This window comes from Acuticoccus sediminis (assembly GCF_003258595.1).
Classification (GTDB): Bacteria; Pseudomonadota; Alphaproteobacteria; order Rhizobiales; family Amorphaceae; genus Acuticoccus; species Acuticoccus sediminis.
Genome location: NZ_QHHQ01000001.1, coordinates 1,839,424 through 1,864,046 on the forward strand (window position 1 = coordinate 1,839,424; position 24,623 = coordinate 1,864,046).

Genomic DNA, 24,623 nt, shown 5'->3' on the forward strand with positions numbered 1-24,623 from the left:
TGCCAGCGCTCCGCCGCGCTGCGGCCCGCTGATGGACCGCGTGGCGCAGGCCGGGGCCATCGACCCGGTCACCCTCACCGTCATCGAGAAGGGCCTCCAGCAGGTCTGCTCGGAAATGGACCTCGTCCACGAGAAGACGTCCTTTTCGCCCGTAATCTCCGAGGGTCTCGACCGCTCCAACGGCATCTACCACGTCGAGGACGGGCGCATGATCGCGCAAGGGGCGCTGGGCCTGCCGATCTTCCTCGGCGTCATGCAGGAGACCACCCGCGCCGTCATCGCCGACCGCAGGGACCTGAGGGACGGCGACGTCGTCCTCGTCAACGACCCGTACTTCGGCGGCACGCACCTGATGGACGTGAAGATGGTGCGGCCGTTCTACTATCGCGGCAAGCTGTGGTGCTACCTCGCCAACACCGGGCACTGGCCGGACACCGGCGGGATGGTCCCCGGCGGCTTCAACTCGACCGCGACGGAGATCTACCAGGAAGGCCTTCGCCTTCCGCCCGTCCGCCTCGTGCGCGAGGGGGTGATGGACGAGGACATCGTCAGGATCGTCCTCGCCAACGTGCGCGTCAGCTCCGAGCGCATCGGCGACATCAAGGCGCAGATCGCGGCGCTCGCGACGGGCGTGCGGCGCCTCACCGCGCTGCTCGACCGCTACGGGGAGGCGACCGTCGAGGCCGCCATCGCCGAACTCGAGGCCCGCGGCGAGGCGCTGATGCGGGCCCACGTCGCCGCGATCCCGGACGGCACGTATTCGGCGAGCGCCTTCATGGACTCGGACGGCGTCGTCAACGAGGCGCTGGAGATCGCCCTCGATGCGACCGTCGCCGGGTCCGACATCACGCTCGACTTCTCCCGCTCGTCTGCGCCCTGCGCGGGGCCGATGAACTCGGTCTGGGCCTCGACCCTGTCGGCGGTCTACGTCGGGCTGAAGCACATCTTCCCCGACCTTCCCATGAACGCCGGCTGCTTCAAGCCGGTGCGCGTCACCGGAACCGCCGACACGTTCCTGGAGGCGAGGGAGCCGCGCCCGGTGGCCGGCTGCGCCTCGGAGACCTCGCAGCGCATCGTCGAGGCGGTCTGCCTGACGCTCGCCCACGCGCTCCCCGACCGCTCCTTCGCCGCGGGCGCGGGGTCGAGCGGCAACCTCTCGCTCGGCGGCTTCGACCCGGCGACTGGGCAGGCCTATATCATGTACACCTTCTCCGGCGGCGGCTACGGCGGCTGGTGGGGCGGGGACGGGCTGACCAACGGCTGCTCCACCATCGGCATCTCGAAGAACCAGCCGGTGGAGATCCTCGAGCAGCGCTACCCGCTCCTGTTCGAGCGCTACAATCTGCGCGAGGGGTCGGCCGGCCGGGGCGAGTACCGCGGCGGCTTCGGGATCGACTACCGCTTCCGCCTCCAGCGCGGGCAGGGCAAGGCCTCCTTCCTGATGGAGCACGGCCGTTTCGGCCCGCCGGGCATCCTCGGGGGCGAGGCGGGTCTTCCCAACGAGATCCGCATTTCCCAGGGCGGCAGCGTCACGCGCCCCGAGCACATCTCCAAGGGGGAGGGCTACGTCCTGCGGGAAGGGGACTGGATCGAGGTGCTGACGCCGGGTGGCGGCGGGTACGGCGACAAGGCCGACCGCAGCGCCGAGGCACGCGCCGCCGACAGGCAGTACGGTCAGTCCGAGGACTAGCGCCGCGTCTCGGAGCGGTCGGGCCGACGGGGCGGACCGCGCGGGCTCAGTCCTCCGGGGCGACGAAGTCCAGGATCGCGGCGGCGTCGAAGCGGCCGTCCAGCGTGCCGTAGCCGGCCCGGAACCGCTCGCGCAGGCGCGTCGCGATATAGGCGTCGGCGATCACGCGGGGCAGGTTGCGGCGCATCGCCGAGGCGGCCGCCACCATCGCCAGCTGCTCGGCGAAGGCGCGCGCCAGAGCGATGTCCGCCACCGCCCGCTCGCCGAGGTCGAGCGTGTCCTCGATGATGTCCGCGTTGGTGTTGCCGAGGTCGGCGCCGAGCTCGCCGAGCGCGTCGCGCAGCACCTGCCGGTCGCGCTCGACCTGCATCACGAGGTCCAGCGCCGCCTCGTTCGCCGTCCCGTCCCACGCGCTGAGGGCCGTCACGTCCGCATGGATGCGGGCGGAGGGGTGGAGTGCGTCGAACGCGGTCCCGCCGATCGCCTCGTTGCAGGCGAGCGACAGCGCCGGCGCGGCGCCCACGGTGTAGAGCCGGGCGGCCGGGGTGACGAGACGGGCGAGCGCATGGTCGCCGTCCCGCTCGAACGCCTGGTCGAAGGCGGCGGCGACGCGCATGCACAGGGCCGTGTGCGCCGCGCTCTCGAGCGCGAGGTCGGCGAGGACGCGGGCATGCAGCGGATGGCTCACGAGAAGCTTGCCGGATGTCTCCCGGTAGCGCGCGTGATGGACGGCGCGCCCGACGGCGGCGCGGATCGCCCCGGCGGCGATGATCGCCCCGTCGAGCTGCAGGAGGGTGCGCACGTCACGCAGGACGTGCAGGCCGCGGCCCGGCTCGCCGAGGATCTGTCCCGTCGCCCCGTGGAACGAGACGCTGGCGACCGCCTGCGAGGCCAGCCCGCCCACGTCGCGGAGCGCCTCGATGTCGATCGCGTCCTCGTTCTCGGCCGCGTACCGGGGGATCATCGCGGCGGTCGGCCCCTCGGCGGTACGCGCCAGGACGAGCGCGAGGTCGGCCGTCGGCGCACATACGAACCACTTCTCGCCCGTCACGCTGAGCCGGTCGCCGGCGACGATCTCGCCGTGCATCGCCACGGCGCTGCGGTCGGCACTGCCATCGCGCTCGGTCAGCGCGAGGGTCACGGTCGCACCGTCCTTCTCGCCGAGCGGGAGGGGCTTGCGGTCGTAGCGGCGCGTCGCGATCAGCGGGAAGAGCTGCGCCTCGAGGTCGCTGGCATAGGCGAGGGCGGCGACGGAGGCGTGGGTGGAGGAGATCACCGTCAGGTGGCCGCGGTCGCACTGGGCGGTCAGGAAGAGGGCGGCGGCGCGCAGTCGGTGCTGGCGGCGATCGTCCCCGTCTTCCCAGGCGGAGGAGGTGAGGCCGGTCGCGATGCTCCGGTTCATCATCGCGTGGTAGGCGGGGTGAACCTCGACCTGGTCGACGCGGTAGCCGTCGAAGTCGGTGCGGCGGAGCTGCGGCGGCGCGGCGGCGGCGATGCGCGCGACCTCCTGCGCCTCGGCCGAGCCCCAGTAGCCGCCGAGGGTCCGCAGATGCTCCTCGGTCGCCTCGTCGAGCGCGGAGTCGAGCGTCGCGGTCAGGACGGGGTCGGACCCGAAGGTGTTGAGGCCCGCGTATTCGGGAGGACGGACGGTGGACGACGCGGGCTCTGTCGCGCGGCGAATGCCGACGCGCCGGTTCAGCGTGTCGTCCATCGTCTTGTGCAAGCCGGCATCCCCACCCGCGGACCGTTAAAGTTTGCCCGTGGGTAAGATGTAACCGGACGGCGCCCCAGCATCAACGCCCGACTTGCGTCGCTTACAGCTTTCGGCCACCAATCGCGGCGTTCAACGCGGTGCGACGACGGCGCTATCCCGAGTCGTCCACAGCGTCGAGACTGGCGGGGCCGCGGACGGCGCGACCGTCGCATCCGGCCCGTCCGGACGGGCTCGCAATGGGAGGCGTTCAGAAAGACAATGCCGGATCCGATCAGCTGGGCCGCGGTGTGGCCCTATTATTCCGCGGTCCTCGTGGCGAGCTACCTGTGCGGCTCAATCCCCTTCGGCCTCCTGCTCACGCAGTATGCCGGGCTCGGCGACGTGCGGAACATCGGCTCCGGCAACATCGGCGCCACCAACGTCCTGCGCACCGGGCGCAAGGACCTCGCCGCGGCGACGCTGCTGCTGGATGCGCTGAAGGGCGTGGTCCCCGTCCTCATCGCCTGGCACCTCGGCGGGCCGGACTTCGTCGTGACGGCGGCGTTCGGCGCCTTCCTCGGGCACCTCTTCCCGGTGTGGCTCGGGTTCCGCGGCGGCAAGGGCGTCGCGACCTACATCGGCGTCCTTCTGGCGACGTCCTGGCCGGCGGGCCTCGCCTTCGCCGGCATCTGGCTCACCACGGCGATCGTGACGCGCTACTCCTCGCTCGCCGCGCTCCTCGCCTCGCTGGCGACGCCGATCATCCTCGCGATCCGCAGCGAGTTCCAGTACGCCGAGATCTTCGGCGTTCTGACGGCGTTCCTGTGGTTCAAGCATTCGGCCAACATCGGCCGCCTCCTGAAGGGCACCGAGAGCCGGATCGGCAAGAAATGAAGGGGCTCGCGAATGAGGCGGAGCGGTTCGACTGGCTGCGCCTCATCCGCTCGGAGAACGTCGGCCCCGAGACCTTCCACACCCTGATCCGCCGCTTCGGCACCGCCCGCGCCGCGCTCGACGCGCTGCCGGACCTCGCGGCGGCCGGCGGCGGACGGCGCCCCATCGCGGTCGCCGAGCCCGGACGTGTCGAGCGCGAGCTCGCCGCGGCGGAGCGCATCGGGGCGCACTTCGTCTACTACGGCACGGCTGCCTATCCGGCGCTCCTCTACGAGATCGGCGGTCCGCCGCCGGTCCTCGCCGTGCGCGGCGACACGTCGATCGCGAGCCGGCCGGCGATCGCGGTGGTCGGCTCGCGGCAGGCCTCCGCAGCCGGGCGCACCATCGCGCGGACATGGTCCGAGGCGTTCGGGGCGGACGGGTGGGCGGTCGTCTCGGGCCTGGCGCTGGGGATCGACGCCGAGGCGCACCGCGCGGCGCTCGCCACCGGCACGGTCGCGGTGGTGGCCGGCGGCGTCGACCGGCCGAGCCCCGAGGCCAACGTCGACCTGTGCGACCGGATCGCCGAGGAGGGCGCCGTCGTTTCGGAGATGCCGCTCGGCACCGAGCCGTTCTCACGGCTCTTCGTCCGGCGCAACCGCCTGATTGCCGGCCTGTCGCGGGGCGTCGTCGTGGTCGAGGCGGCGGCCCGGTCCGGCGCGCTCTACACCGCCGATTTCGCGGCCACAGCGGGGCGCGAGGTGTTCGCCGTGCCCGGTTCGCCGCTCGATCCGCGCGCGGCCGGGTGCCTGAAGCTCCTCAAGGAGGGCGCGACGCTCGCCACCGAGGCCCGCGACGTGCTGGTCCAGCTCAGCGCCATGGATGCGCCGATGCTGCCGGGGTTCTCCGAGGATGAGCCGCTCCCCGAGGACGCCCCCGCCGGAGCCGTCGGAGAGGTGCACGCCGCGCTGTCGCTGACGCCGGTCTCGGTCGACACGCTGGTGCGCCTGACGCGGCTGCCGACCGCGACGGTGATCGCGACTCTGGTGGAGCTGGAGCTTGCCGGGCACGCCGAGCGCGAGCCCAACGGCATGGTCCGCGCCGCGGTGCCGGGCTGAGGCGAGGCGCTAGAGGAGCGGCGGAGCGGTCGGTGTCGCGACGGTCGGCGTCGTGCTGTGGCGCAGATGGTCGAGCACCGCCCCGGTGATGTCCCTGACGCCGGCCGACCCGCCGTGCTCGCAAGTGCGCAGGCCGTCGTCGGCGAAGGCGCTGTCCACCGCCCGGCCAATCAGCACCGCGGCCTCGACGCTCGCCGGCAGGTCGTGCCGGTGGCCGAGCCAGTCCAGCATCATCGCGGCGGAGAGGATTGCGGCGGTCGGGTTGGCGCGTCCGGTGTCCATGATCTCTGCGGCGGCGCCGTGGGCGGGCTGGAAGGCGGCGTGAACGTCGCCGACGCAGGCGGTCGGCGCGAACCAGAGGCCGCCGACGAGCCCGGCCGCGAGGTTGGCGAGAACACCGCCGAAGGGCGCCTCGGTCAGCACCACATCGAGGAGCCATGGCTTGCCGACGAAGGCGGGCATGCCGGCGTCGACGTCCATCGGCACCGCCGCGACCGCCGGGTAGGCGTTGGCGACCTCGCCGAGCGCCTCCCGAAGCGGGCCGGCACCGGGCGCGTCCATCAGGGTCACGGTGGGCTTGCGTCCGGCCTTGCGGCGCCGGAGTGCGGTCTCCAGCGCGAAACGGCTGATGCGCTCGCCGCAGGTCCGGGTCCGTCCCTCGCCGGCGGGACCCCCGCCGACGCCGGGATTGTCGCTGGGTGAAGGGTCGTCGACAGGCGCGTAGACGATCGCGCAATCGATCCGCGCCGCGTCAGCGCTGCCGAGCGGTGTGGGGACGCCGGGGATGGCCCGGACGGGCCGCAGATCGGCGTAGAGATCGAGCGTCGAGCACAGGTCGAGCCGTGGCGCGACCGCCGGCCCGTGGAACTCCGGCACATCGCCCACCCGGCAATGACCGCAGCGCGGATCCTGCAGGCCCATGGGGCCGAGCAGTATGGCATCGGCCGCCTCGCAGGCGCGCCACGTGGTGTCGGGGAGGGCGGTCCCGGTCTGGTGCAGCAGCGTCTCTCCGGCCGGGTGGGTGCGGGTCCGCAGCGTCGGGCCTCCGGTCGCCTGGAGGGCCGCTTCGGCGATGGCGAGCGCGGGCGGCGTGATCTCGGCGCCGACGCCGTCACCGGGGAGCACGGCGATGTCGAACGATGCTCGCATAGGACCCCAACGTCGCTCGCCGGCCGCCGGGGCCTCGTCGCCGGCGACCGGGTCGAAGCACCGATCGTGGACCTCGGGCGTCGCCGTTGCAACGTGTCGTTTCGTGGGGGACGGCGCCGTCCCCGCCCGGAGCCTGCCGTCAGTACGTGGCCGGCTTGTGGGTGCAGACGGTGGTGATCTGGTAGGTCCAGCGCTGGAGGCGTTGGCTCCAGACCCGGATCTTCTTTTCCGTGCACTGCTTGGTGACGATCAGCGGGCGGGGCATGGGGCCGCCGTGGATGACGATCGCGCCGTGCCGTCCGAGGGAGGTGCCGTCGGCGGCCTTCGGCACGAAGACGCGCGGCCCGGCGCAGACCTCGGGCGCCACCATGACCAGACCGATCCCGAACGCGGCGGTGAGGATCGTGGACTTGAAGATCATGGTTCTCTCCAGCGTGGGCCCCGGCCGGTCCGGTCCGGCGACGCACTGGAGATGGGCGGCGGGTCAGGCGGAGAGTGTGTCGGAAGGCACACCCCGGCTGCCTGTGAGGGGTGTCGGACACGGGGTGTGACGGGGGCGCCTTTCCGGCCCGGCGGAACGGTCCCGGGTGGGCGGCTCAGGCGAGGATGTTCTGCACCAGGTGGGACAGGACGCTGCCGGGGTCGGCGAGCTCGGCGACGATGCTCGAGTGGTGGTGGTTGTCCATGAACTCGATCGTCGCCTCCCCGCCGGATTCGATGACCGCTTCGTACATGCGGGCGGACTGCCGGCGGAACTCCACCGTCTCGCTCGCCCCGGTCCGCAGGTGGAGCGGGCAGTCGAGGGTGTCGGCGCGGTGGAGCGGAGAGAACTCCTGGACCTCGCTCGGGGTCAGGCACAGCTCGGCCTGGATGAAGGCATAACGGAGCGGGTCGAGGTCGAAGATGCCGCTGATCGCGATCACCGCGTCCGGAGGCCGGGTCATGCGAAGGGCGGCCTCGACGGCGAGATGCGCTCCGGCCGAGTGGCCGACCACCACCACGGTATCGCTGCGCTGCAAGGCGACTTCGCAGCCCCGGACGACATCGTCGATGACGTCGGCCATCCGCGTCTCGGGCATCAGGCGATAGTCGACGTTGAAGAAGGACGCGTTGCTCGCCGCCGCCGTCTCCGCGACGAAGACGAAGTTGTCCGCCGAGAAGCGCCGCCAGTAGCCGCCATGAACAAAGACGAGCGCATGCGTATTGCGGCCAAGTTTGGTATGCCAAACCGCCTGCAAATCTTCGGGGCCGGTAGAAATCCGCTCCGGCCGGCCGAGGGCGTCGGCCAGCGCCGACAGCGCTTCATGCCGGTCCTGCCAGGCGGCAAAATCGGGAACTGTCACGGCATTTTCGAGCTGGGAGTTCCAGAACCGCTCCGTCTCGCGCCGCATCGCTCCCCTCCTTCGTCCCGGGTCAGGAGATAAGTTCTGCCCCAATCCCCAAACATTAGAAGTGTTATAAGTGATAAGGTTCCGTATCAATTCTGCAAAATGCTCCAAACTTGTCGAGATTCATCGGGGATCACGTGTTCGTGATTGATAAACCGGGCAGTTGTTTAAATGAAATCGAAGTTGTCGTGGGTGTTCGCAACATTGCATTATCTGCTCATGCGGCGCGCCGCAGCGACACATCACCGGCACATCCATGGTTTTGACACACAAAGGATATGCGGAACGGCCGGACAATCTTTGGATATTTGTTCGCGACCAATGAAAAAGGCCACCCGAAGCGGGTGACCTTTTTCCGATCGCGCGGCCGGACCAGTCCTAAAGTGCCGGTCCGGCGATCTCTGCGGGGCGGGCGTGTCAGCGGGCGAGCAGGCCGCCCACGACGCCGCCGACCACCGCACCGGCGAACGCGGCCGCGCCCGGACTGATGGTCTCCTGGTGGACCGGGCGGCGGCTCACCACGCGCGGCGGACGCGGCTCGGTCGTCCTCGCGGTCGTCGTGCGCCGGGTGCTGGAGCTGCTGCGCGAGGTCGCGGTGCGCCTCGTGCTCGTGGTGCGCTTCGAGGTTGAGGCGCTGCGCGAGACGGAGCGGGTCTGCGTGGCACGGCTCGACGTGGCCGCCGGCGGCGGTGTCCGGGTGACGGTCCGCAGTTCAGGGAGCGGCTTCTCCTCGAGCTCGTCGGCCGTGTCGACCGTCAGGATCTCGAGCTGGAGCGCGTTGAGGTAACCCGTTGCCGGGAGCGCCTTCGCCTCCTGGAACCCGGCGATGCCGCCGCGCGTCTTCGGGCCGAAGAGGCCGTCGGGATAGCCGACGTCGTAGCCCGCGAGGTTGAGGCGATGCTGCACCTCGCGCGCCTTCTCGCGGTCCATCAGCAGGGCCTGCTCCGTCTCCGCGGTCGCCGGGGCGGCCTTCACCGCGGCGGTGACCTTCAGCGTCAGCGGTCCGGTCTCGAACGTCGGCGGAGCGGCCGGGGCCGCGAGGCTCGGCGCGGCGCCGATCGACGGGCCGAGGCCGACCGGCGGCACGGATGGCGGCGTCGTCGCGGCGACCTGACGCTCCAGCTCACCGATGCGGCTCTTCGCCAGCGGCGCGAAGAGGCCGTTGGGGAAGGTGATCAGGTAGTTGTTGTAGTCCGCCACGCGGCCGCTCTTCTCGGCGTACTTCCAGAGCAGCTCCTGCGCCTCGAGGCTGACGGTGCGGGTGTCCTGCACGGCCGGGGGCGGCGAGGCGGGGGGCGTCGACGTGGCGCGCGCGGTGACGCCGCCGACGCCCGACGGGACCGAGCGGTCGGCACCGCCCGTCGTCGACGGGGCCGGCTCGAGGGAGGCTTCGGTCGCCGCCGGCCGCGGCGTCAGGATCGGCGGGACGGAGGGCGCGACGGCGGCGGTCTCGAACGTCGGCGGCGTGGCCGGCGCGGGATCGGCGGCGGGGTGCAGGAAGACGCGGCCGGTCAGCGAGGTGTTCAGCCACGGGCGCTGCTGCTCGCGGGTCATCTCCAGCACGTCGCCGGTGACGAGGGACATGGCGCTGGTGATGTCGAGGTCCGGAGTGCCGATGTGGCGCAGCAGCGCGGTCGTGAAGGGCGAGTGCTCGCCGCTGCCGTCCTGCGCCACCTGGCCCGGGCTCGTCGCGAACGCGATGGCGATGCCCTTGCCCGCCGTGGCGGCGGACATGTTGGCGAGGCCGCGCCCGGTCGCGATCGAGCGGGTCGACGTGCTCGACAGCGCCTTCGGGTCGTTCAGCGGGTTGTCGCGGCAGGCGTCGAGGAAGACGATGTTCACGCCGTCCGAATACTGCATCTGGTTGGTGATGAGGTCGGCGCGCACGGCCTCGAGGTCGAGGTAGCTCGCGTCACGGAACTTGGCATCGATGGGGATGAGGTAGTTGCTCCCCGCGTGCGCGACGCCGTGGCCGGCGTAGAAGAACACGCTGAGGTCCGCCTCGCCCACCTCGCGGGCGAAGCTGAGGAGGGTCCGGTTCATCTGCGCGAAATCGACGTCGTAGCCCTCGACGACGGTGAAGCCGAGCTCGCGGAGCTTGTCCGCCATCGCCCTGGCGTCGGCGACCGGGTTCTTCAGCGACGGCGCGTGCTGGTAGGCGCCGTTGCCGATCACCAGGGCGACGCGACGCTCGGTGTAGGCCTCCGCCGGGACCGTCGCGATGACGGTCGCCGCGGCGATGACGGCGGTGAACAATCGGACCAGCTGTCTCATCACATTCCCCCTCGAAACGGCTTTAAGAAAGTGGCTGAAGGTTCACGATCTCGACGCGCCGGTTCGCGGCGCCCTCGGGATCGCTGGGATCGGCGAGGCGCGTGGCCCCGTAGCCGATGGAAATCATTCGCTCGCTCTCGATGCCGTAGAAGGCGTGGAGGTGCTCCACCACCGTGTCGGCGCGGCGCACGGAGAGCGCCTGGTTGTATTCGTCGGTGCCGCGGGAGTCGGTGTGACCGGCGATGTGGAACGTCATCGTCTTCAGCCGCGGGTCGCCGAGCGCCTGGCCGAGCGCGCGCAGGGCCAGCATCCCGTCGTTGGTGAGGCGGTGCGAGTCGTACTCGAAGCTGATCGTCAGCGAGATCGACGGCAGGCCGTGGTCGGCGGGCAGCGTCCGGGGCAGCTCGCCGGTGATCTTGATGCCGCGCGTCTTCGTCGAGGCGGTGGGCTTCGGGCTCAGCGCCGCGATGATCTCCTCGGGCGGGACGATGCGGCTCGTCTCGTCCTGCCCGCCCGCCGTCGCCGGTCCGGCGAGGAGTGATGTCATGGCCGCGACCGCGAACGCGTGGGTCAGCCGGCGGTGTAAGGTTCGGTGACTTTGCGTCATGGCTCAAGATCCTGACGTAATGGCGATATGGAGGACGGCCGCGCTCACCTCCCGGGCGAGCGCGTCGGGATCAGGGTTGTCGTTGAGACCTGCGCGCAGCAGCGACAGGTAGAACCGGTCGTCGGCGATCTGCGGCGCGTTGCGCGTGGCAAGGCCCGGCATGACGAACTGCCCGTCGCCGTTCTCAAGATCCTCGAGCTGGAAGATCGGGCTCTTTGCGGCGATCACGATGACCGCCTCGTCGCCGGTGGGCAGCGCCGCCTCGTAGCTCTGCCGGCCCTCGCGGCCGTCGCCGTAGAGGAGGCGCGTGCCCGGCGCCACCTGCTGGCGCAGCGGCCCGCCGCGCGGGGCGAGGTTCGTCACGTTGCCCTGGTTGTCGAGGTAGGCGACGTAGAGGAAGGCCGGGAAATCGGGCGAGACGACCTCGAAGGCGAGCGAGTCGCCGACGGCCACCTTCTCCAGTCCCGAGAGCAGCCGCACCGTCGGCCGCGAATGGGCCTGGAGCGGCGCGTCCAGCGTCTTCAGCGCCTCGCAGACGGGGTAGGGGCGGATGCGGATGCCGGCGATCTGAGCCGTCGTGATGCCGGAGCGGGCGGCATTCGCGGTGATCTCCGACATCTCCTCGGCGCTGGCGACGAAGCCGCCGTAGCGGGGCGAGCCGTCGACCTCGCCGGTGGTGTAGACGTGGCTGCACGGCGCGAGGCGGACACCGGCGATCTCCGACACCGTGGACGTGATCCGCCGGTCCATCTGGACGCCCGGCGTCGGCCGCGGCGGCTTGAAGGACGTGATCATCACCGAGGCGTCGACGAGGTCGCGCTCGAGCGCGCTGTAGGCGATCCAGCCGTATCCGTCGCCGGCCCAGGCCTCGCCCCAGGAGTTCTGGATGAGGTAGGCCTTGCGGTGCTCGTCGTAGCCGACGATCACCACGGTGTGGTTGTCGATGAAGCCGCTGTTGGGGTCGAGCGAGCCGTAATAGATCTCGCCTTCGCGCAGGTCCGACAGCGTGGTCGGCCGCTCGCCGGTGCGCCCCAGCATGCCGAACAGGCGGAAGGTTGCGACCACCGGGTGCCCCTGCGCCAGCTTCTGCTTGATCGTGTCGTGGGTGCGCTGGGAGACCGGGCCGTCGGACGGGTGCCACACCATCTCGGCCGAGATGATGCCCAGCGACGGGTCGACCGGACCCTTGAAGGTTTCCGCGCTCGGCTGGCAGATCGCGTTGTTGGGCACCGCGACGCCGTTGACGAGGCCGTGGCCCATCTCGCTGTAGGCGGCGGCGATCGTCGCGCCGGCGTCCTTGCAGGGAACGTCCGTCTCGCGGATGCGGCCGTGGAGGTAGGCGGCGCTCGGCGTGTAGGCGACGGTGCCGGGCTCGACGCGGTTCTCCAGCGCGGAATAGTAGCCCCGCACGGCGTAGGCCGTGGCGTAGGCGACGCACGAGCCCGCCTCCTGTTCGAGCGGCGGCGGCATCTTCGGCGAAAGGTCGATCGCGTCGGGGATGTAGGCACGGGTCAGGGAGGCGCGGCCGAACGCGGCGACGTCCGCCGCCGACATCGGCTTCGCGCCGTAGAGCCCAATGGTACGATCTTGGTCGAACGCAACGGCCGGGCTGCAAAGCGCAGTGCATGCGGCCAGCACGAAGACGCCGTACCTAAATCCAAAGTTATTTACCCTTGCCCGATATTTCATTTGCGAACCCACGGCTCGTTATATTCGCAAACCCGATGTGGGTGCCGGGGAGAGATCTTAAATGTCTGGCAACCTATCCTTACCCTCGGCAGGCCATTAAAGCGACCGTCCTGTGACCGAGGTCACGTCCAAATGATCATTCGTGCTGGCCCGGCGCCGCACGGAACCGGCCCGCGGCCCGGCTTTGCCGCCAGAATGGCTGAGGGCAGGGCCGTCGGCAGCGAACATCGAGGCAGGCGAGGCGCGCAGACGAAAAAACGGACGCCACGGGGGGCGTCCGTTTGCATGGGTCCGAAGGCCGGGACGGTCAGTCCGGCGGCCGGGACGACCAGTAGTGGCCCGTCACGCTCGCTGGCCCATGGCGCTCAGTGGTGGGGCGTCGCCTCGAAGGAGGCCTTCTGCGTGTCGCTCGCCTCCGTCTGGTACTTCGACTTCCACTCCTCGTAGGGCATGCCGTAGACGATCTCGCGCGCCTCCTCCTTGTCGACGGTGAGGCCGCGGGCGTCCGCCTCCTCGGCGTACCAGCGCGAGAGGCAGTTGCGGCAGAAGCCGGCAAGGTTCATCAGGTCGATGTTCTGCACGTCCGTGCGCGCCCGCAGATGGTTGACGAGGCGCCGGAAGGCGGCCGCCTCAAGCTCTGTTCGTTCGGCATCGGTCATGGGTGCAAGCTCCGCTTCTTCGACACCCCATAGGTGGCGCACAATGGCGCCACGAAAAAGGGGCACCGAGGCGCCCCTTTCCCGCAACGTCTTCGCGGGGCCCGCTCAGAGGCCGAAGCAGTTGGCGTAGTAGGTGACCGTCGCCGGCCAGTCCGAGAAGACGCCCACGACGCCGACGTCCTGCGCCAGGACGTCGAGCACGGCGTAGTAGTCGGAGTCGGTGTCGATCGCGTCGGTCACGGAGTTGTAGTACCAGCCGCCGCCGCTCGCGAGCGGGCCGGAACGCTCCAGCGACCAGGAGATCAGCTTCAGGCCCGCCTCCCTGGCGGCCGTGGCGTAGTCGGAGGCGACGATGGCGCCGTCGTCGTCCAGCGCCACCAGCATGTTGATCGACGGGGCGAGGTATTTGATGCCCATCGAAGCGATCTCGGCCGGGGTGTCGACCCAGGTGGACTGGTCGTCATGCTTCCAGTCGTCGCCCGGCTCCACCAGGAAGACGGCCTGCTCGCCGAACTCCGGCTCGTGCTCGACCCAGTACTTCACCACGTCGATGTTGAAGGACTGCGGGAAGACGTCGGCGGCCGGGATGCCGGCCTCCTTGTACTCGTCGATCATCTTCTGCGCGTAGTCGTCCATGGAGAAGCCGTCGAACGGCATCGCCTCGGCCGGGTCCTTCAGCTCGGGCGTGAACTTCGCGCCGAGCGACTTGAAGAGGGCGATCGACTGCTTGTGCGTCAGGAGCTCGGCCCCGTCGGCGAAGAGGGTGGTGCGCCAGGTCGGCACGCCGCCGAGGTAGGCCTCCGCGGTGGTGGCCGTCTTGTCGGCGGCGTCCATCTTCGGCGCCAGCGTCTCGAACTCGGCGAGGGTGAGGTCGGAGGTGCGGCACTCGGCGGCGGCCGGCGTGTCGCCCGACGCCGGCGTGAAGGGCTTGGTGCACTTGTCGGCGAGGTCCGTCACGACGATGTTCGTCGTGGTGTGCAGGTCGTTCTGCGCGTGGCGGCAGACGAGCTCCTTGTCGGCCGTGAAGGCGACGTCGCACTCGAGGATGCCGGCACCCTGTCGGGCCGCGGCGAGGTTCGACTGAACCGTGTGCTCGGGGAACTGCAGCGGGGCGCCGCGGTGGCCGATGGAGAAGGTCGTCCGGCTCGGCGTCTGGCCCGTGCAGGAGAGGAGCTTCTCCTTCAGCGCGCCGTCGGGCAGCTTGTCGATGAGGAAGAAGGGACGCACACCGTAGGTGAGCGGCTCGTCGGCCTGCGCCGGAGCGACGAGCGGAAGGAGCGCGAGAGCGGCGCCGAGAGCGAGACGTTTCATCAAGGGTCTCCGAAATGGAGACCACGCATAGCGTCCCCTTCGTGTCGCTCCGCCGACAGTCCTGCGAACCTTGTGTGACAGCCGGCAATGGCAGCGAAGGCCGCCGGATCGCGGCCCCGCCCGCGCCGGGTCAGGCGCTCGTGCGGGCGGCGGCGATGACGCGCTTCATCTCGACGATCGCCGGGCCGAGGCCGACGAACACCGCCGCGCCGATCAGGAAATGGCCGATGTTCAGCTCGACGATGTTGGCAATCGCGGCGACCGGGCCGGTGGTCTCGTAGTCGAGCCCGTGGCCGGCGTGGCACTCGAGGCCGAGCTGGTCGGCGATCCGGGCGGCCTCGGCGATGCGGGCGAACTCGGCCTCGCGCCGCTCCGGCGCGGCGTCGCAGTAGGCGCCGGTGTGCAGCTCGATGACCGGGGCGCCGACGCGCTGCGCGGCCTCGACCTGCGCCGGGTCCGGATCGATGAACAGCGAGACCCGGATCCCCTTGTCGGCGAGGGCGCCGACGTAGGCGGGTAGGCGGTCCTGCGCGCCGATGACGTCGAGCCCGCCCTCGGTCGTCACCTCCTCGCGCTTCTCAGGCACGAGGCAGCAGGCGTGCGGCCGCAGCCCGGTCGCGATCGCCAGCATCTCGTCGGTGGTGGCCATCTCGAGGTTGAGCGGCAGCGCGCTCTCGGCCATCAGGCGGCGCACGTCCTCGTCGCGGATGTGGCGGCGGTCCTCGCGCAGGTGCGCGGTGATGCCGTCGGCCCCCGCCTCCGCCGCCAGCAGCGCGCCCCGGACCGGGTCGGGGTGCCTGCCGCCGCGTGCGTTGCGCACCGTGGCGATGTGGTCGATGTTGACGCCGAGGCGTGGCAGGGACGGAACGGTCACGTCGCTCTCCGATTTGAGGCAAGTTCCTCCGCCAACCGGATCGCCGCCACCAGACTGTTGGGACGCGCGACACCCCGACCAGCGATGTTGAAGGCCGTACCATGGTCGGGCGACGTGCGCACGAACGGAAGGCCGAGGGTGACGTTCACCCCGTCGTCGAAGGCCAGCGTCTTGATCGGGATCAGCGCCTGGTCGTGGTACATGCAGAGCGCCACGTCGTAGCGTGCCCGGGCGCTCTCGTGGAACATCGTGTCAGCGCTGCGCGGCCCGTCGATCGCGAGGCCCTCCGCCGCGAGGCGCGCGACGGCCGGGGCGATCACCTCCAGTTCCTCGCGGCCGATCTCGCCGTTCTCGCCCGCGTGCGGATTGAGCCCGGCGACGACGATGCGCGGCTCGGCGATGCCGAACATCGCCCGCATGTCGTGGTCGACGATGCGCGCGGTCTCCTCCAGCGCCTCCGCCGTCAGCGCGCCGGGCACGTCCTTCAGCGGGATGTGGATCGTCACCGGCACGACGCGGATGCCGGGGCCGGCGAGCAGCATCACGGTGCGCTCGACGTTCGCGAGCTCGGCGAGGAACTCGGTATGGCCGGGGTGCCTGAAGCCGGCCTGGAGCAGCACCGCCTTGTGGATCGGGTTGGTGACGATGCCGCCGACCTCGCCGCTCTCCGCCAGGCGCACGGCCATGCGGATGGCCTCCAGCACGGCCTCTGCGTTCGCCGGATCGGCGACGCCCGGCTCGGCGGAGACGGAGCGGCCGAGCGGCAGGACGGGGAGGGCGCGGCGGAACACGCACTCGGCCTCGGCGGGCGAGCCGACAACCTCGATGGGCGTCGCGCTGCCCATCCGGCCGGCGAGGGCCCGGATGCGATCCGGATCGTCGATGAGCATGAAGGCCGGCCCGCTGGCAGCCAGCATCTGCCACGCCGCCAGCGTGATCTCCCCGCCGACCCCGGCGGGCTCGCCCATCGTCAAAGCCAACATCAGATCAGGACGCCCGCCACGACCTCGTCGTCGGTGATGTCGCGGTAGACGAAGCCTGCCGCGTCGAGCCGCGCCTTCAGAAGGTCGAAGTTCTCCCGCGAGGGGGTCTCGATGCCGAGGAGGATCGAGCCGAAGTTGCGCGCCGACTTCTTGAGGTACTCGAACCGCGCCACGTCGTCGTCCGGCCCGAGGAGGTCGAGGAACTCGCGCAGGGCGCCGGGACGCTGCGGCAGGCGCAGGATGAAGTACTTCTTGGTGCCGGCCGCGCGCATCGCCCGCTCCTTCACCTCGGGCAGGCGCTCGAAGTCGAAGTTGCCGCCGGAGGTGATGCAGACGATCTTGCGGCCCCGGAGCCGCTCCGGCGGGAAAGAGCGCAGCGCGTCGATCTGCAGCGCGCCGGCGGGCTCCAGCACGATGCCCTCTATGTTGAGCATCTCGAGGATCGTCTCGCAGAGGCGGTCCTCCGGGACGAGGATCACCTGCGCCGGGTGGCGGGAGCCGAGAACCGCGAAGTTCGCCTCGCCGATCTGCGCCACGGCGGCGCCGTCGACGAAGTTGTTGACGTGGTCGAGCGTGACGCGATGTCCGGCGATGAGGCTCCGCTGCAGCGAGGGGGCGCCGGCGGGCTCGACGAAGACGATCTCGGTCTTGGGCGAGAGCGCCTCGAACACCTGGACCACGCCGGCCGCGAGGCCGCCGCCGCCGACCGGGACGATCAGCATGTCCGGCGCCTCGTCGAGCGCCTCCAGGATCTCGAGGCCGACGCTCGCCTGGCCCTCGATGATGTCCGCATGGTCGAAGGGCGGGACGAAGACGGCGCCGGTCTCCTGCGCGAACAGGCGGGCGGCCTTGTAGGACTGGTCGAACGTGTCGCCGGTGAGGCGCACGCTGATGGCGTCGCCGCCGAAGGTCTGCGTCTTGTAGATCTTCTGCTTCGGCGTCGTCGTCGGCATGAAGACGGTGCCGGTGACGCCGTGGTGGGCGCACACGAAGGCGAAGCCCTGCGCGTGGTTTCCGGCGGAGGCGCAGACGAACTGCCGGGCGTCCGGGTTCGCGGCGAGCGCCTTGCGGAAGAAGTTGGCCGCGCCGCGCAGCTTGTAGGAGCGGACCGGGGTCAGGTCCTCACGCTTGAGGTAAATGTCGGCCCCGTAGCGCTCGGACAGGTGCGCGTTGCGCAAGATCGGGGTCGGCGCAAGGAGCGGACGAATGGCTTCGGCGGCGTCCTTGGCTCGCGTGAGGAAATCTTCGGAAAGGGATGCGGTCGCGGGGCTCATGGCGCGTCTGTAGCGGATGGCGGCCCCCAAGGGTAGGGGATCGTTGCGGCTTCGACGCAGCTCAGGGTCACGCCTCCCACTGGGCCGCGCGGGAGGCCGCCCGGTCGCCCGGCCGCGCGCGACCGGACCCTCAGCGGACCGAGATGATCCGCGTCGGCGTCGAGCGCGAGAGGGTCGGGTAGTAGGAGCCGACGGTGCCGCTGCAGCCCTCGCCGTCCACCGCCAGGAACTCGCCCGAAGCGACGGTCGTGCGTTCGAGCGCGGTGATGGTGGCGAGCGGGCGGCCGCGCCGGCCGGGCCAACGGTAGCTGATCGCCACCGTGACGGGGTGCGGATTACCGTTCACCACCTCGACGTTGGTGAAGTAGCACCCGTCGGCGCGGACGAGCAGGATGCCCTCGCGCACCAGCACGCCGCGGCGCAGCTTGTCGGCGAACTGGAACTGCGTCGCCTCGGCGCCGCCGGGCAGGTCGGCCGCCAGGAGCGGCGCGGCGGGGGCGGCGGCGAGCGCACCCGCAAGCGCAAGCGCGAGGGTGGCGAAAAGCTTACGGAAGGTCAGCATGGGGCACCTTTGGCTCTAGAGGAGTTGCCGCAGTGTTTTGGCCACCTTCGCACCATAATCTGGCAAGAATAGGCCATTCGAACCGCAGGCTGTGAGCCAAGGGCCGATCGGGAAGATCGGCCGCACCCGGGCGAGAGCCCCCGCGCGGCCGATCGAAGGACTTACGCGTTGGCGTAGAATTCCTTTTCCCACGCCCGGTGCTGGCGCACCGGCTCGCGCACGAACGGCATCATCCGCGCCATGCGCAGCAGCGCCTTGTTGAGCCGGTCGAGCGCGGGGGGCAGTGGGCGATGGACGTCGATCAGGAGCACCACGCGCACGCCGTCGGTGTCGTTCCAGACCTCGTGCTGGTAGGTGTCGTCGAACACCACGCACTCGCCTTCCTTCCAGTAGACCATCTCGTCCCCGACGGCCATGCGGCAGTCCTTGGACGGCTCCGGCACGACGAGGCCGAGGTGCGCGCGCACCAGCCCCTTGTAGACGCCGCGGTGGGCGCGGATGTGCGAGCCGGGGGCGAGGATCGAGAAGAACGCGGCCTCGAGGTCGGGGATCTTGTCGAGCAGGGCCGCGGTCTGGGGGCACCGCTCGCAGTTGCGGTCGGCGCGCTCGCCGAAGGCGGTGAAGAAGTAGGTCTTCCACCCGTCGGTCTTGATGATCTTTTTCTGCGTCTTGGAGATGTACTGCATCGTCGGCAGCGCATCGCGCAGCTCGATGACGTTGGCGAGCTCCTCGCGGATGATGTGCGCGTTGGCCTCGAGCTGGCCGGCCCACGGGAAGTCCCTGTTGTCGAAGACGGGCTTGTCGCCGACGAGCGAACCTTTGCCCATGACGGATTCCAGCTTGCGGACCGCGGCCTTGCTCGGCCAATTGATCGCCGCCTTGATCCGCCTCCCGAGGGTTTTGGATTTGGGTTTGGACGTCTTTTCAGGTGTTGTCATTTGCATGGCGTGTCGCCTTGTCGCCTTGGCAATCGGCGCCTAACGGCTGGGATCGGAGTATGAAGACTATATTCGTCGATGCGGACGCGTGCCCGGTCAAGGACGAAACGATCCGTGTCGCGGATCGCTACCAGTTTCAAGTCGTGATGGTGTCGAATGGCGGCATCCGGCCGCGCCGGGAGCCGTTCGTCGAGACCGTCGTGGTGCCCGCGGGGCCCGACGAGGCGGACAAGTGGATCGCCGACCGCGCCGGCCCGGGAGACATCTGCGTGACCTCCGACATCCCGCTCGCGGCGCGGGTTCTGGAGGGTGGCGCCACGGCGGTGCGGCCCAACGGCGAGGCGTTCACCAGCGCCTCCATCGGCAACGAGCTCGCGACGCGCGACCTGATGGCGGACTGGCGTGCGGCCAATCCGCTCTCCGCCGGCGGTGGTGGCAAGACGTTCACGCCGCGCGACCGTTCCCGCTTCCTGCAGACGCTGGACCGGCTGGTGCGCGCCGCCGTCCGGGTCGGCGAGGGCCCGGCGGGCGCCTGACGCCGCGCTCGGCATCGCCCGGCGGGGCGCCCTCGGCCCGGCGGGGCGCGGCGGGTCGTCCGGCCGGGGCCGGGCGATGATGAGCGGCAAGGCAGGAGCCGGCCGGATAAGCGGCACCTGCGTCGCCTCGTCCCGGCACGGCGGCGCCGGGACAAGGTGGCCGGCGCCATGCGCCGCGCACGTTCCCCGAGGGGCGCGCGCGGGGCCGATCGCCGGCGCAGGCATCAGCCCATCGTCGAGTTGAACGCGCCGCCGTCCAGCAGGACGTTCTGGCCGACCATGAAGCCGACGTGCTCGGAGCACAGGAACGCGGCGACGCTGCCGAACTCCGCCGGGGTGCCGAAGCGCCCGCGCGGGATCGCCGCCTGCGCGCCGGCGCGTGCCTCCTCGACGGTGATCCCCTCGTTCTTCGAGCGGGCGTTCATCAGCGCGCCGATCCGGTCCGTGTCATGCTGGCCGGGCAGGATGTTGTTCATGATGACGCCGTGCTTGGCGACCTGCCGCGCGGTGCCCGCGACGAAGCCCGTGAGGCCGGCGCGCGCGCCGTTGGAGAGGCCGAGCTGCGGGATCGGCGACTTCACCGAGCCCGACGTGATCGACACCACGCGGCCCCAGCCGCGCTCGATCATCCCCGGCAGCACCAGCGTGGTGAGCAGGATCGGGGTCAGCATGTTGGCCTCGAACGCGGCCTGCCACTGGGCACGGCCCCAGTCCGACCAGACGCCGGGGGGCGGGCCGCCGGCGTTGTTGATCAGGATGTCGGGCGCGGGCTCGGCCTCGAGCACCTGGGCGCGGCCCTCGTCCGTGGTGATGTCGCACGCGACGGCCTTCACCTCGACGCCGTAGGTCTTGGCGATCTCGGCGGCGGTGGCCTCCAGGGTGTCCTTCGTGCGCGCGTTCAGCGTCAGGTGAACGCCGGCGGCGGCGAGCGCTTCGGCGGACCCCCGTCCCAGACCCTTGGACGACGCGCAGACGATGGCCCGGCGGCCCTTGATGCCCAAATCCATAATATTTCCTCGGTCGATGTTTTGAATATGCGTGCCATGCCACGTCTATGACTGGCAAGCGGGCTCATCGCGCACGTTTGAAGGGCATCGGGGGAAGGGGTTACCTGAGATCATACGAAATGGAAGCAATCGCAGGGTTTTCTGATGAAATTGCTTGGCAACAGAGCACTGATGTGCATTCGTTAAGGTCTATGCGGGGCCGTTCGACACACGCTGCGCGTCAAGGAATTCTTGGGGCTGACCGTACCTGGGCGATAGCCGGCGGGGCGAAGCCCGAACATTTTGCCGCAATCTTTGCGGCTCGGGCGATACGCCGTGGCACGCCGATTGCTGCGGCAGAGACAGCAGACGCAACCTCAACCACTGATGGCTTGGGTGAGCGGAACGGTGCGCTGGTCGCCTCCGTTCAGGCGGAGCGGTCGCGTCTGCAATAGTTCGCGGTCTGGTGCGGGCCGGACGCGAAGGGGACCGGGAGATAGGAGGCCTTTGAATGGCGACAGGCACGGTCAAGTGGTTCAACGGAACCAAGGGGTATGGGTTTATTCAGCCGGACGAGGGCGGGGCGGACGTATTCGTTCACATCTCGGCAGTTGAACGCGCCGGAATGAACTCTCTGAGCGAGGGGCAGCGAGTCTCGTACGAGCTGTACAAGGATCCCAAGCGCGGTCGCACCTCGGCCGAACAGCTGAAGGCGATGTAGCGCCGCCCCCCACACCAACGCGACGAGCGCCGACGAACGCCCCGTTTGTCGGCGCTTCCCTTCCGCCGCCGCGCCCCGCGGATACGGCGACGCGTCGTCCGAATTCAACGTCGATCCTCGATCTCCCGACCGATGCGCGTGGAGCGGCTGAGCGATTGTCGCTCTCGCGCATCGGGTCCGAGACGAGCCGGCCGGCTCAGAGATGCTCGCGCACCAGCCCGGCCATCGCCCCACCGTCGGCGCGCCCGTCGAGGCCGGAGGCCACCCCCTCCCGGTCCGCCACCGGACGGTTCTGGCTGACCTTCCATTTGCCCTCGAGGCTGGTGATCTCGACCGTCACGCCGACGATGCCCCGAAGCTGGGCAGCGACGAACGGCGCGGGTGCGTCGTTCACCTGCCACGGCGCCGCCTCGGCCGCCTCGTGGCGCGTCGTGAGCGCGTTCACCTGCGCGCGCAGCCACTCGGTGTCCTCGATCACCCTGGCCCGCCCGCGCGCCTGGACGATGGCGTAGTTCCATGTCGGCACGACCTTCCCGGTCTCGCGCTTGGTCTCGTACCAGGTCGGGGTGACGTAGGCGTTGGCGCCCTGGAAGACGACGAGCACGGGCATGCCGTCGAGCCCGCGCCACTGGTCGTTGGCGCGCGACATGTGCGCGAGGAGCGTGCCGTTCTCGGACGCCTGATCGTCGAGCAGGAAGGGGATCGGATTGGCGACCGGGCCGTCCTCGCCGTTGGAGACGAGCAGGCCGAGCGGGTGCGCACGGATCAGCGTGAAGAGGACGTCCCGCCGCTCTTCGCGAAATTGAGGGGGCTGGTACATGGTCGGCCTCATGAAAACTGGCGCCCGCCGGGGCGCGCGGCCCCGCCCGGGCGGTCCGTCCTATACGGCAATTCCGGGCGTTCGGGCGTTCAAATGGTGAGGAGGAGGGTGCGCTACCAGGTGGTGGTCGGGCGGTCCATGACCGTGCGGCCGAAGAGGCTCGCGGCGAGGTCCACCATCAGCGTCGCGGTGCGCCCGCGCTCGTCGAGGAAGGGGTTCAGCTCGACGAGGTCCAGCGAGGCGACGAGGCCGGATTCGTGCAGCAGCTCCATCGCTAGGTGCGCCTCGCGCACGGTCGCCCCGCCCGGCACCGTCGTGCCGACCGCCGGGGCGACGTCCGGGTCGAGGAAGTCGACATCCAGCGAGACGTGGAGGCGCGCCCCGGCCTCCACCGCGCGGCGGATCGCCCGACGGATGAGCTCGCCCATGCCGAACTCGTCGACGTCGCGCATGTCGTGCACCGTGACGCCGTGCGACTTCAGCAGCTTGCGCTCGTCCGGGTCGACGGAGCGGATGCCGATCATCGTGATCTGGCGCGGGTCGAGGGGGGTGATCGGCCCGCCGTAGATGAGGTCCGCGCCCGGCAGGCCGGACGCGATGGCGACCGGAATGCCGTGCAGGTTGCCGCTCATCGTGGTCTCGATGGTGTTGAAGTCCGGGTGGGCGTCGAGCCAGACGATGTGGGTCCCGGGGGCGACGTCCATCAGCGCGGCGAGGGAGCCGGCGGCGATGGAGTGGTCGCCGCCGAGGAGCACGGGCACGTTCCCCCGGGCGAGCGCCTGGGCGAAGGCGCGGCGCACCGCGCGCACCCAGCCGGCCGTCGCGCCGACGCCGTGGGCCGGGGCGTGGGCGGCGTCGTCGATCTCGACGGTGTCCGGGACGAGATCCCGGTCCTCGGCGATGACGTGGCCGAGGTCCCTGAGCGATTCGATGAGCCCCGCGGTGCGGTAGGCGGCGGGGCCCATGATGCAGCCGCGCCGATAGGTTCCCGTCTCCGTCGGTGCGCCGAGCACGGACATCGTCGCCATGAGCCTCTCCCGCGTCATGTGTCCCGAGGGCCGCGTCCTCGCGCAGGCTCCTGACGCCCGCACCTTCTTCTCGTCGGGACCGCTCCCGTCAAGGCGGGACGACGGCGCCCGGTGGTCACGCGCCGCGCCGGACATCCGGAGGTGAAGCCGCGTGCGCCGGGGTGCCGACCCCGGCGGGCCGCGGTCAGACCTGGTCGATGACGTGGGCGAAGGAGCCGCAGACGGTGCCGAGGCGGGTGCCGATGGCGCCGAGGCTCTTGCCGTCCGCGTCGCTCGCCTCGAAGAGGGGCGGGCCCTCCTTTTCGACCGTGGCGTAGTGGAACTCGTGCCCGCGCAGGGTCCGGGCGGGGAGGAGGCCGCTGTCGTGCTTCAGCTCGCGGTAGCCGAGGGTGCGGTGCGGATCGGCGAAGCTCGTCGTGATCGGGAGGAGGCCGGCCATGGCATGCGGCGTCCCCTCGGCGTCGACGAGGGTCTCGCCGAGCGCCATGTAGCCGCCGCACTCGCCGATCACGAGCGCGCCGCGCGCGGCGGCGCCGGCGACGCCCGCCTTCCAGCGCGTGCCGGCGGCGAGCCGCCCGGCGTGCAACTCGGGATACCCGCCGGGGAGCACGATGGCGTCGGCGCTGTCGTCCGGCGCCTCGTCGCCCAGCGGCGAGAAGGGGTGCAGCGTCGCCCCCTTGCTGCGCCAGCCGTCGAGGATGTGGGTGTAGGTGAAGGAGAAGGCCTGGTCCGACGCTATGGCGATGCGCTGGCCGGGTGGCGGCAGCGGCTCGGGCAGCGCCGGTGCGGCGCGGGGCGGACCGTCGAGCGCCTCGATCGCGGCGATGTCCACCGTGCCGGCGATGATGCGGCCGATGGTGTCGATGCGGGAGGTGATGTCGGCGTACTCGCCGGCCTGGTAGAGGCCGAGGTGGCGCGAGGGAAACGACAGCCGCTCGTCCCGCGGGATCGTGCCGAGGCAGGGGATCTCGGTCGCGCTGAGGGCCTCGCGCAGCATGCGGGCGTGCTTGACGCTGCCGACGCGCGTCAGGATCACGCCGGCGATCTTCACCGTCTTGTCGAAGGTGGCGAAGCCGTGGACGAGGGCGGCGATGGACTGGCTCTGCCGCGAGGCGTCGACCACCAGGATGATCGGCAAGGCCAGGAGGCGGGCGACGTCCGCGGTGGAGCCCACGCCGCCGGAGGGGCCGTCGAACAGCCCCATCACGCCTTCCACCACGAGGCTGTCGTGGTTGGCGAGCGCGGCGACCAGGGTGGGCCGCATGGCCCAGAGGTCGAGGTTGAGCGCCGGCCGCCCGGCGGCGGCGGCGAGGAACGCGGTGTCGATATAGTCCGGCCCGACCTTGGCCGGGTGGACACTGTGCCCGCGCGCCACGAGGGCTGCGATGAGACCCGTGGTGACCACCGTCTTTCCGGACCCCGACTGCGGAGCGGCGACGATGAACTTCAC

The 24,623-nt window shown here is 70.5% G+C and carries 23 protein-coding genes; 5 read left to right on the top strand and 18 right to left on the bottom strand.

Annotation, left to right across the window (positions count from 1 at the left end; translation table 11 throughout):
• Positions 1-31: 31 nt before the first annotated feature.
• Positions 32-1,690: a hydantoinase B/oxoprolinase family protein gene (locus tag DLJ53_RS08080; RefSeq protein ID WP_111343825.1), complete on the top strand. Its 1,659-nt coding sequence runs from the start codon at positions 32-34 to the stop codon at positions 1,688-1,690.
• Between the two features lie 46 nt (positions 1,691-1,736).
• On the opposite strand, the gene DLJ53_RS08085 is transcribed toward DLJ53_RS08080, so the two are convergent.
• Positions 1,737-3,413: an acyl-CoA dehydrogenase family protein gene (locus tag DLJ53_RS08085; protein ID WP_111343827.1), complete on the bottom strand. Its 1,677-nt coding sequence runs from the start codon at positions 3,411-3,413 to the stop codon at positions 1,737-1,739.
• A gap of 249 nt (positions 3,414-3,662) precedes the next feature.
• On the opposite strand from DLJ53_RS08085, the gene plsY reads away from it, so the two are divergent.
• Entirely contained in the window at positions 3,663-4,277 is a 615-nt protein-coding gene (gene plsY, locus DLJ53_RS08090; protein WP_111343829.1) for a glycerol-3-phosphate 1-O-acyltransferase PlsY, read from the top strand.
• Positions 4,274-5,374 (top strand): DNA-processing protein DprA, encoded by a 1,101-nt coding sequence (gene dprA / locus DLJ53_RS08095; RefSeq protein WP_111343831.1) that lies wholly within the window; start codon positions 4,274-4,276, stop codon positions 5,372-5,374. Before plsY ends, dprA begins: the two co-directional genes overlap by 4 nt.
• 9 nt (positions 5,375-5,383) lie before the next feature.
• Here dprA and DLJ53_RS08100 read toward each other — a convergent pair whose 3' ends face one another.
• From DLJ53_RS08100 to DLJ53_RS08160, 13 genes are all read right to left on the bottom strand, one after another.
• Positions 5,384-6,523 carry an isocitrate/isopropylmalate family dehydrogenase gene (locus DLJ53_RS08100; RefSeq protein ID WP_111343833.1) on the bottom strand — a complete coding sequence of 380 codons (1,140 nt, stop codon included), beginning with the start codon at positions 6,521-6,523 and terminating at the stop codon, positions 5,384-5,386.
• Positions 6,524-6,662: 139 nt separating this feature from the next.
• The gene (locus tag DLJ53_RS08105; protein ID WP_111343835.1) at positions 6,663-6,944 is read right to left on the bottom strand and encodes a hypothetical protein; all 282 of its coding nucleotides are present in this window, start codon (positions 6,942-6,944) and stop codon (positions 6,663-6,665) included.
• Positions 6,945-7,119: 175 nt separating this feature from the next.
• Positions 7,120-7,914, bottom strand: coding sequence for an alpha/beta hydrolase (locus DLJ53_RS08110; protein WP_111343837.1), 795 nt, complete (start codon positions 7,912-7,914; stop codon positions 7,120-7,122).
• A 414-nt stretch (positions 7,915-8,328) separates the two neighbouring features.
• Positions 8,329-10,185: a caspase family protein gene (locus tag DLJ53_RS08115; RefSeq protein ID WP_111343838.1), complete on the bottom strand. Its 1,857-nt coding sequence runs from the start codon at positions 10,183-10,185 to the stop codon at positions 8,329-8,331.
• Between the two features lie 22 nt (positions 10,186-10,207).
• The gene (locus tag DLJ53_RS08120; RefSeq protein ID WP_162408996.1) at positions 10,208-10,732 is read right to left on the bottom strand and encodes an OmpA family protein; all 525 of its coding nucleotides are present in this window, start codon (positions 10,730-10,732) and stop codon (positions 10,208-10,210) included.
• A gap of 63 nt (positions 10,733-10,795) precedes the next feature.
• Positions 10,796-12,346: a C1 family peptidase gene (locus DLJ53_RS08125; RefSeq protein ID WP_111343842.1), complete on the bottom strand. Its 1,551-nt coding sequence runs from the start codon at positions 12,344-12,346 to the stop codon at positions 10,796-10,798.
• 500 nt (positions 12,347-12,846) lie between these two features.
• The gene (locus tag DLJ53_RS08130) at positions 12,847-13,140 is read right to left on the bottom strand and encodes a DUF1244 domain-containing protein (RefSeq protein WP_111343844.1); all 294 of its coding nucleotides are present in this window, start codon (positions 13,138-13,140) and stop codon (positions 12,847-12,849) included.
• Between the two features lie 105 nt (positions 13,141-13,245).
• Entirely contained in the window at positions 13,246-14,451 is a 1,206-nt protein-coding gene (locus tag DLJ53_RS08135; protein WP_111343846.1) for a glycerophosphodiester phosphodiesterase family protein, read from the bottom strand.
• A 130-nt stretch (positions 14,452-14,581) separates the two neighbouring features.
• The gene (locus DLJ53_RS08140) at positions 14,582-15,325 is read right to left on the bottom strand and encodes a pyridoxine 5'-phosphate synthase (RefSeq protein ID WP_111343848.1); all 744 of its coding nucleotides are present in this window, start codon (positions 15,323-15,325) and stop codon (positions 14,582-14,584) included.
• Entirely contained in the window at positions 15,322-16,308 is a 987-nt protein-coding gene (gene pdxA, locus DLJ53_RS08145) for a 4-hydroxythreonine-4-phosphate dehydrogenase PdxA (protein ID WP_111343850.1), read from the bottom strand. The genes DLJ53_RS08140 and pdxA overlap by 4 nt, the downstream gene beginning before the upstream one ends.
• Positions 16,308-17,582 carry a threonine ammonia-lyase IlvA gene (ilvA, locus tag DLJ53_RS08150; protein WP_111344211.1) on the bottom strand — a complete coding sequence of 425 codons (1,275 nt, stop codon included), beginning with the start codon at positions 17,580-17,582 and terminating at the stop codon, positions 16,308-16,310. Before ilvA ends, pdxA begins: the two co-directional genes overlap by 1 nt.
• A 130-nt stretch (positions 17,583-17,712) precedes the next feature.
• Positions 17,713-18,144: a hypothetical protein gene (locus tag DLJ53_RS08155; RefSeq protein ID WP_111343852.1), complete on the bottom strand. Its 432-nt coding sequence runs from the start codon at positions 18,142-18,144 to the stop codon at positions 17,713-17,715.
• Positions 18,145-18,305: 161 nt separating this feature from the next.
• Entirely contained in the window at positions 18,306-18,971 is a 666-nt protein-coding gene (locus tag DLJ53_RS08160) for an aspartyl/asparaginyl beta-hydroxylase domain-containing protein (RefSeq protein ID WP_202913028.1), read from the bottom strand.
• 170 nt (positions 18,972-19,141) lie between these two features.
• On the opposite strand from DLJ53_RS08160, the gene DLJ53_RS08165 reads away from it, so the two are divergent.
• Positions 19,142-19,618: a YaiI/YqxD family protein gene (locus DLJ53_RS08165; protein WP_111343856.1), complete on the top strand. Its 477-nt coding sequence runs from the start codon at positions 19,142-19,144 to the stop codon at positions 19,616-19,618.
• A 224-nt stretch (positions 19,619-19,842) separates the two neighbouring features.
• Here DLJ53_RS08165 and DLJ53_RS08170 read toward each other — a convergent pair whose 3' ends face one another.
• Positions 19,843-20,625 (bottom strand): SDR family oxidoreductase, encoded by a 783-nt coding sequence (locus tag DLJ53_RS08170; RefSeq protein WP_111343858.1) that lies wholly within the window; start codon positions 20,623-20,625, stop codon positions 19,843-19,845.
• 490 nt (positions 20,626-21,115) lie between these two features.
• Between DLJ53_RS08170 and DLJ53_RS08175 the strand changes: the two genes are divergently transcribed.
• On the top strand, positions 21,116-21,325 hold the full coding sequence (locus DLJ53_RS08175; RefSeq protein ID WP_111343860.1) for a cold-shock protein: 210 nt from the start codon (positions 21,116-21,118) through the stop codon (positions 21,323-21,325).
• Positions 21,326-21,521: 196 nt separating this feature from the next.
• Here the strand turns inward: DLJ53_RS08175 and DLJ53_RS08180 are convergent, their stop codons facing one another.
• The 3 genes from DLJ53_RS08180 to DLJ53_RS08190 all read right to left on the bottom strand — a co-directional run bounded on the left by DLJ53_RS08180 (position 21,522) and on the right by DLJ53_RS08190 (position 24,623).
• Complete coding sequence (locus tag DLJ53_RS08180; protein ID WP_111343861.1) at positions 21,522-22,145, bottom strand: FMN-binding negative transcriptional regulator; 624 nt, start codon at positions 22,143-22,145, stop codon at positions 21,522-21,524.
• 113 nt (positions 22,146-22,258) lie between these two features.
• Complete coding sequence (gene rocF / locus DLJ53_RS08185; protein WP_111343863.1) at positions 22,259-23,173, bottom strand: arginase; 915 nt, start codon at positions 23,171-23,173, stop codon at positions 22,259-22,261.
• A gap of 184 nt (positions 23,174-23,357) precedes the next feature.
• Positions 23,358-24,623, bottom strand: a complete 1,266-nt coding sequence (locus DLJ53_RS08190) for a cobyrinic acid a,c-diamide synthase CobB (protein ID WP_226575173.1) — start codon at positions 24,621-24,623, stop codon at positions 23,358-23,360.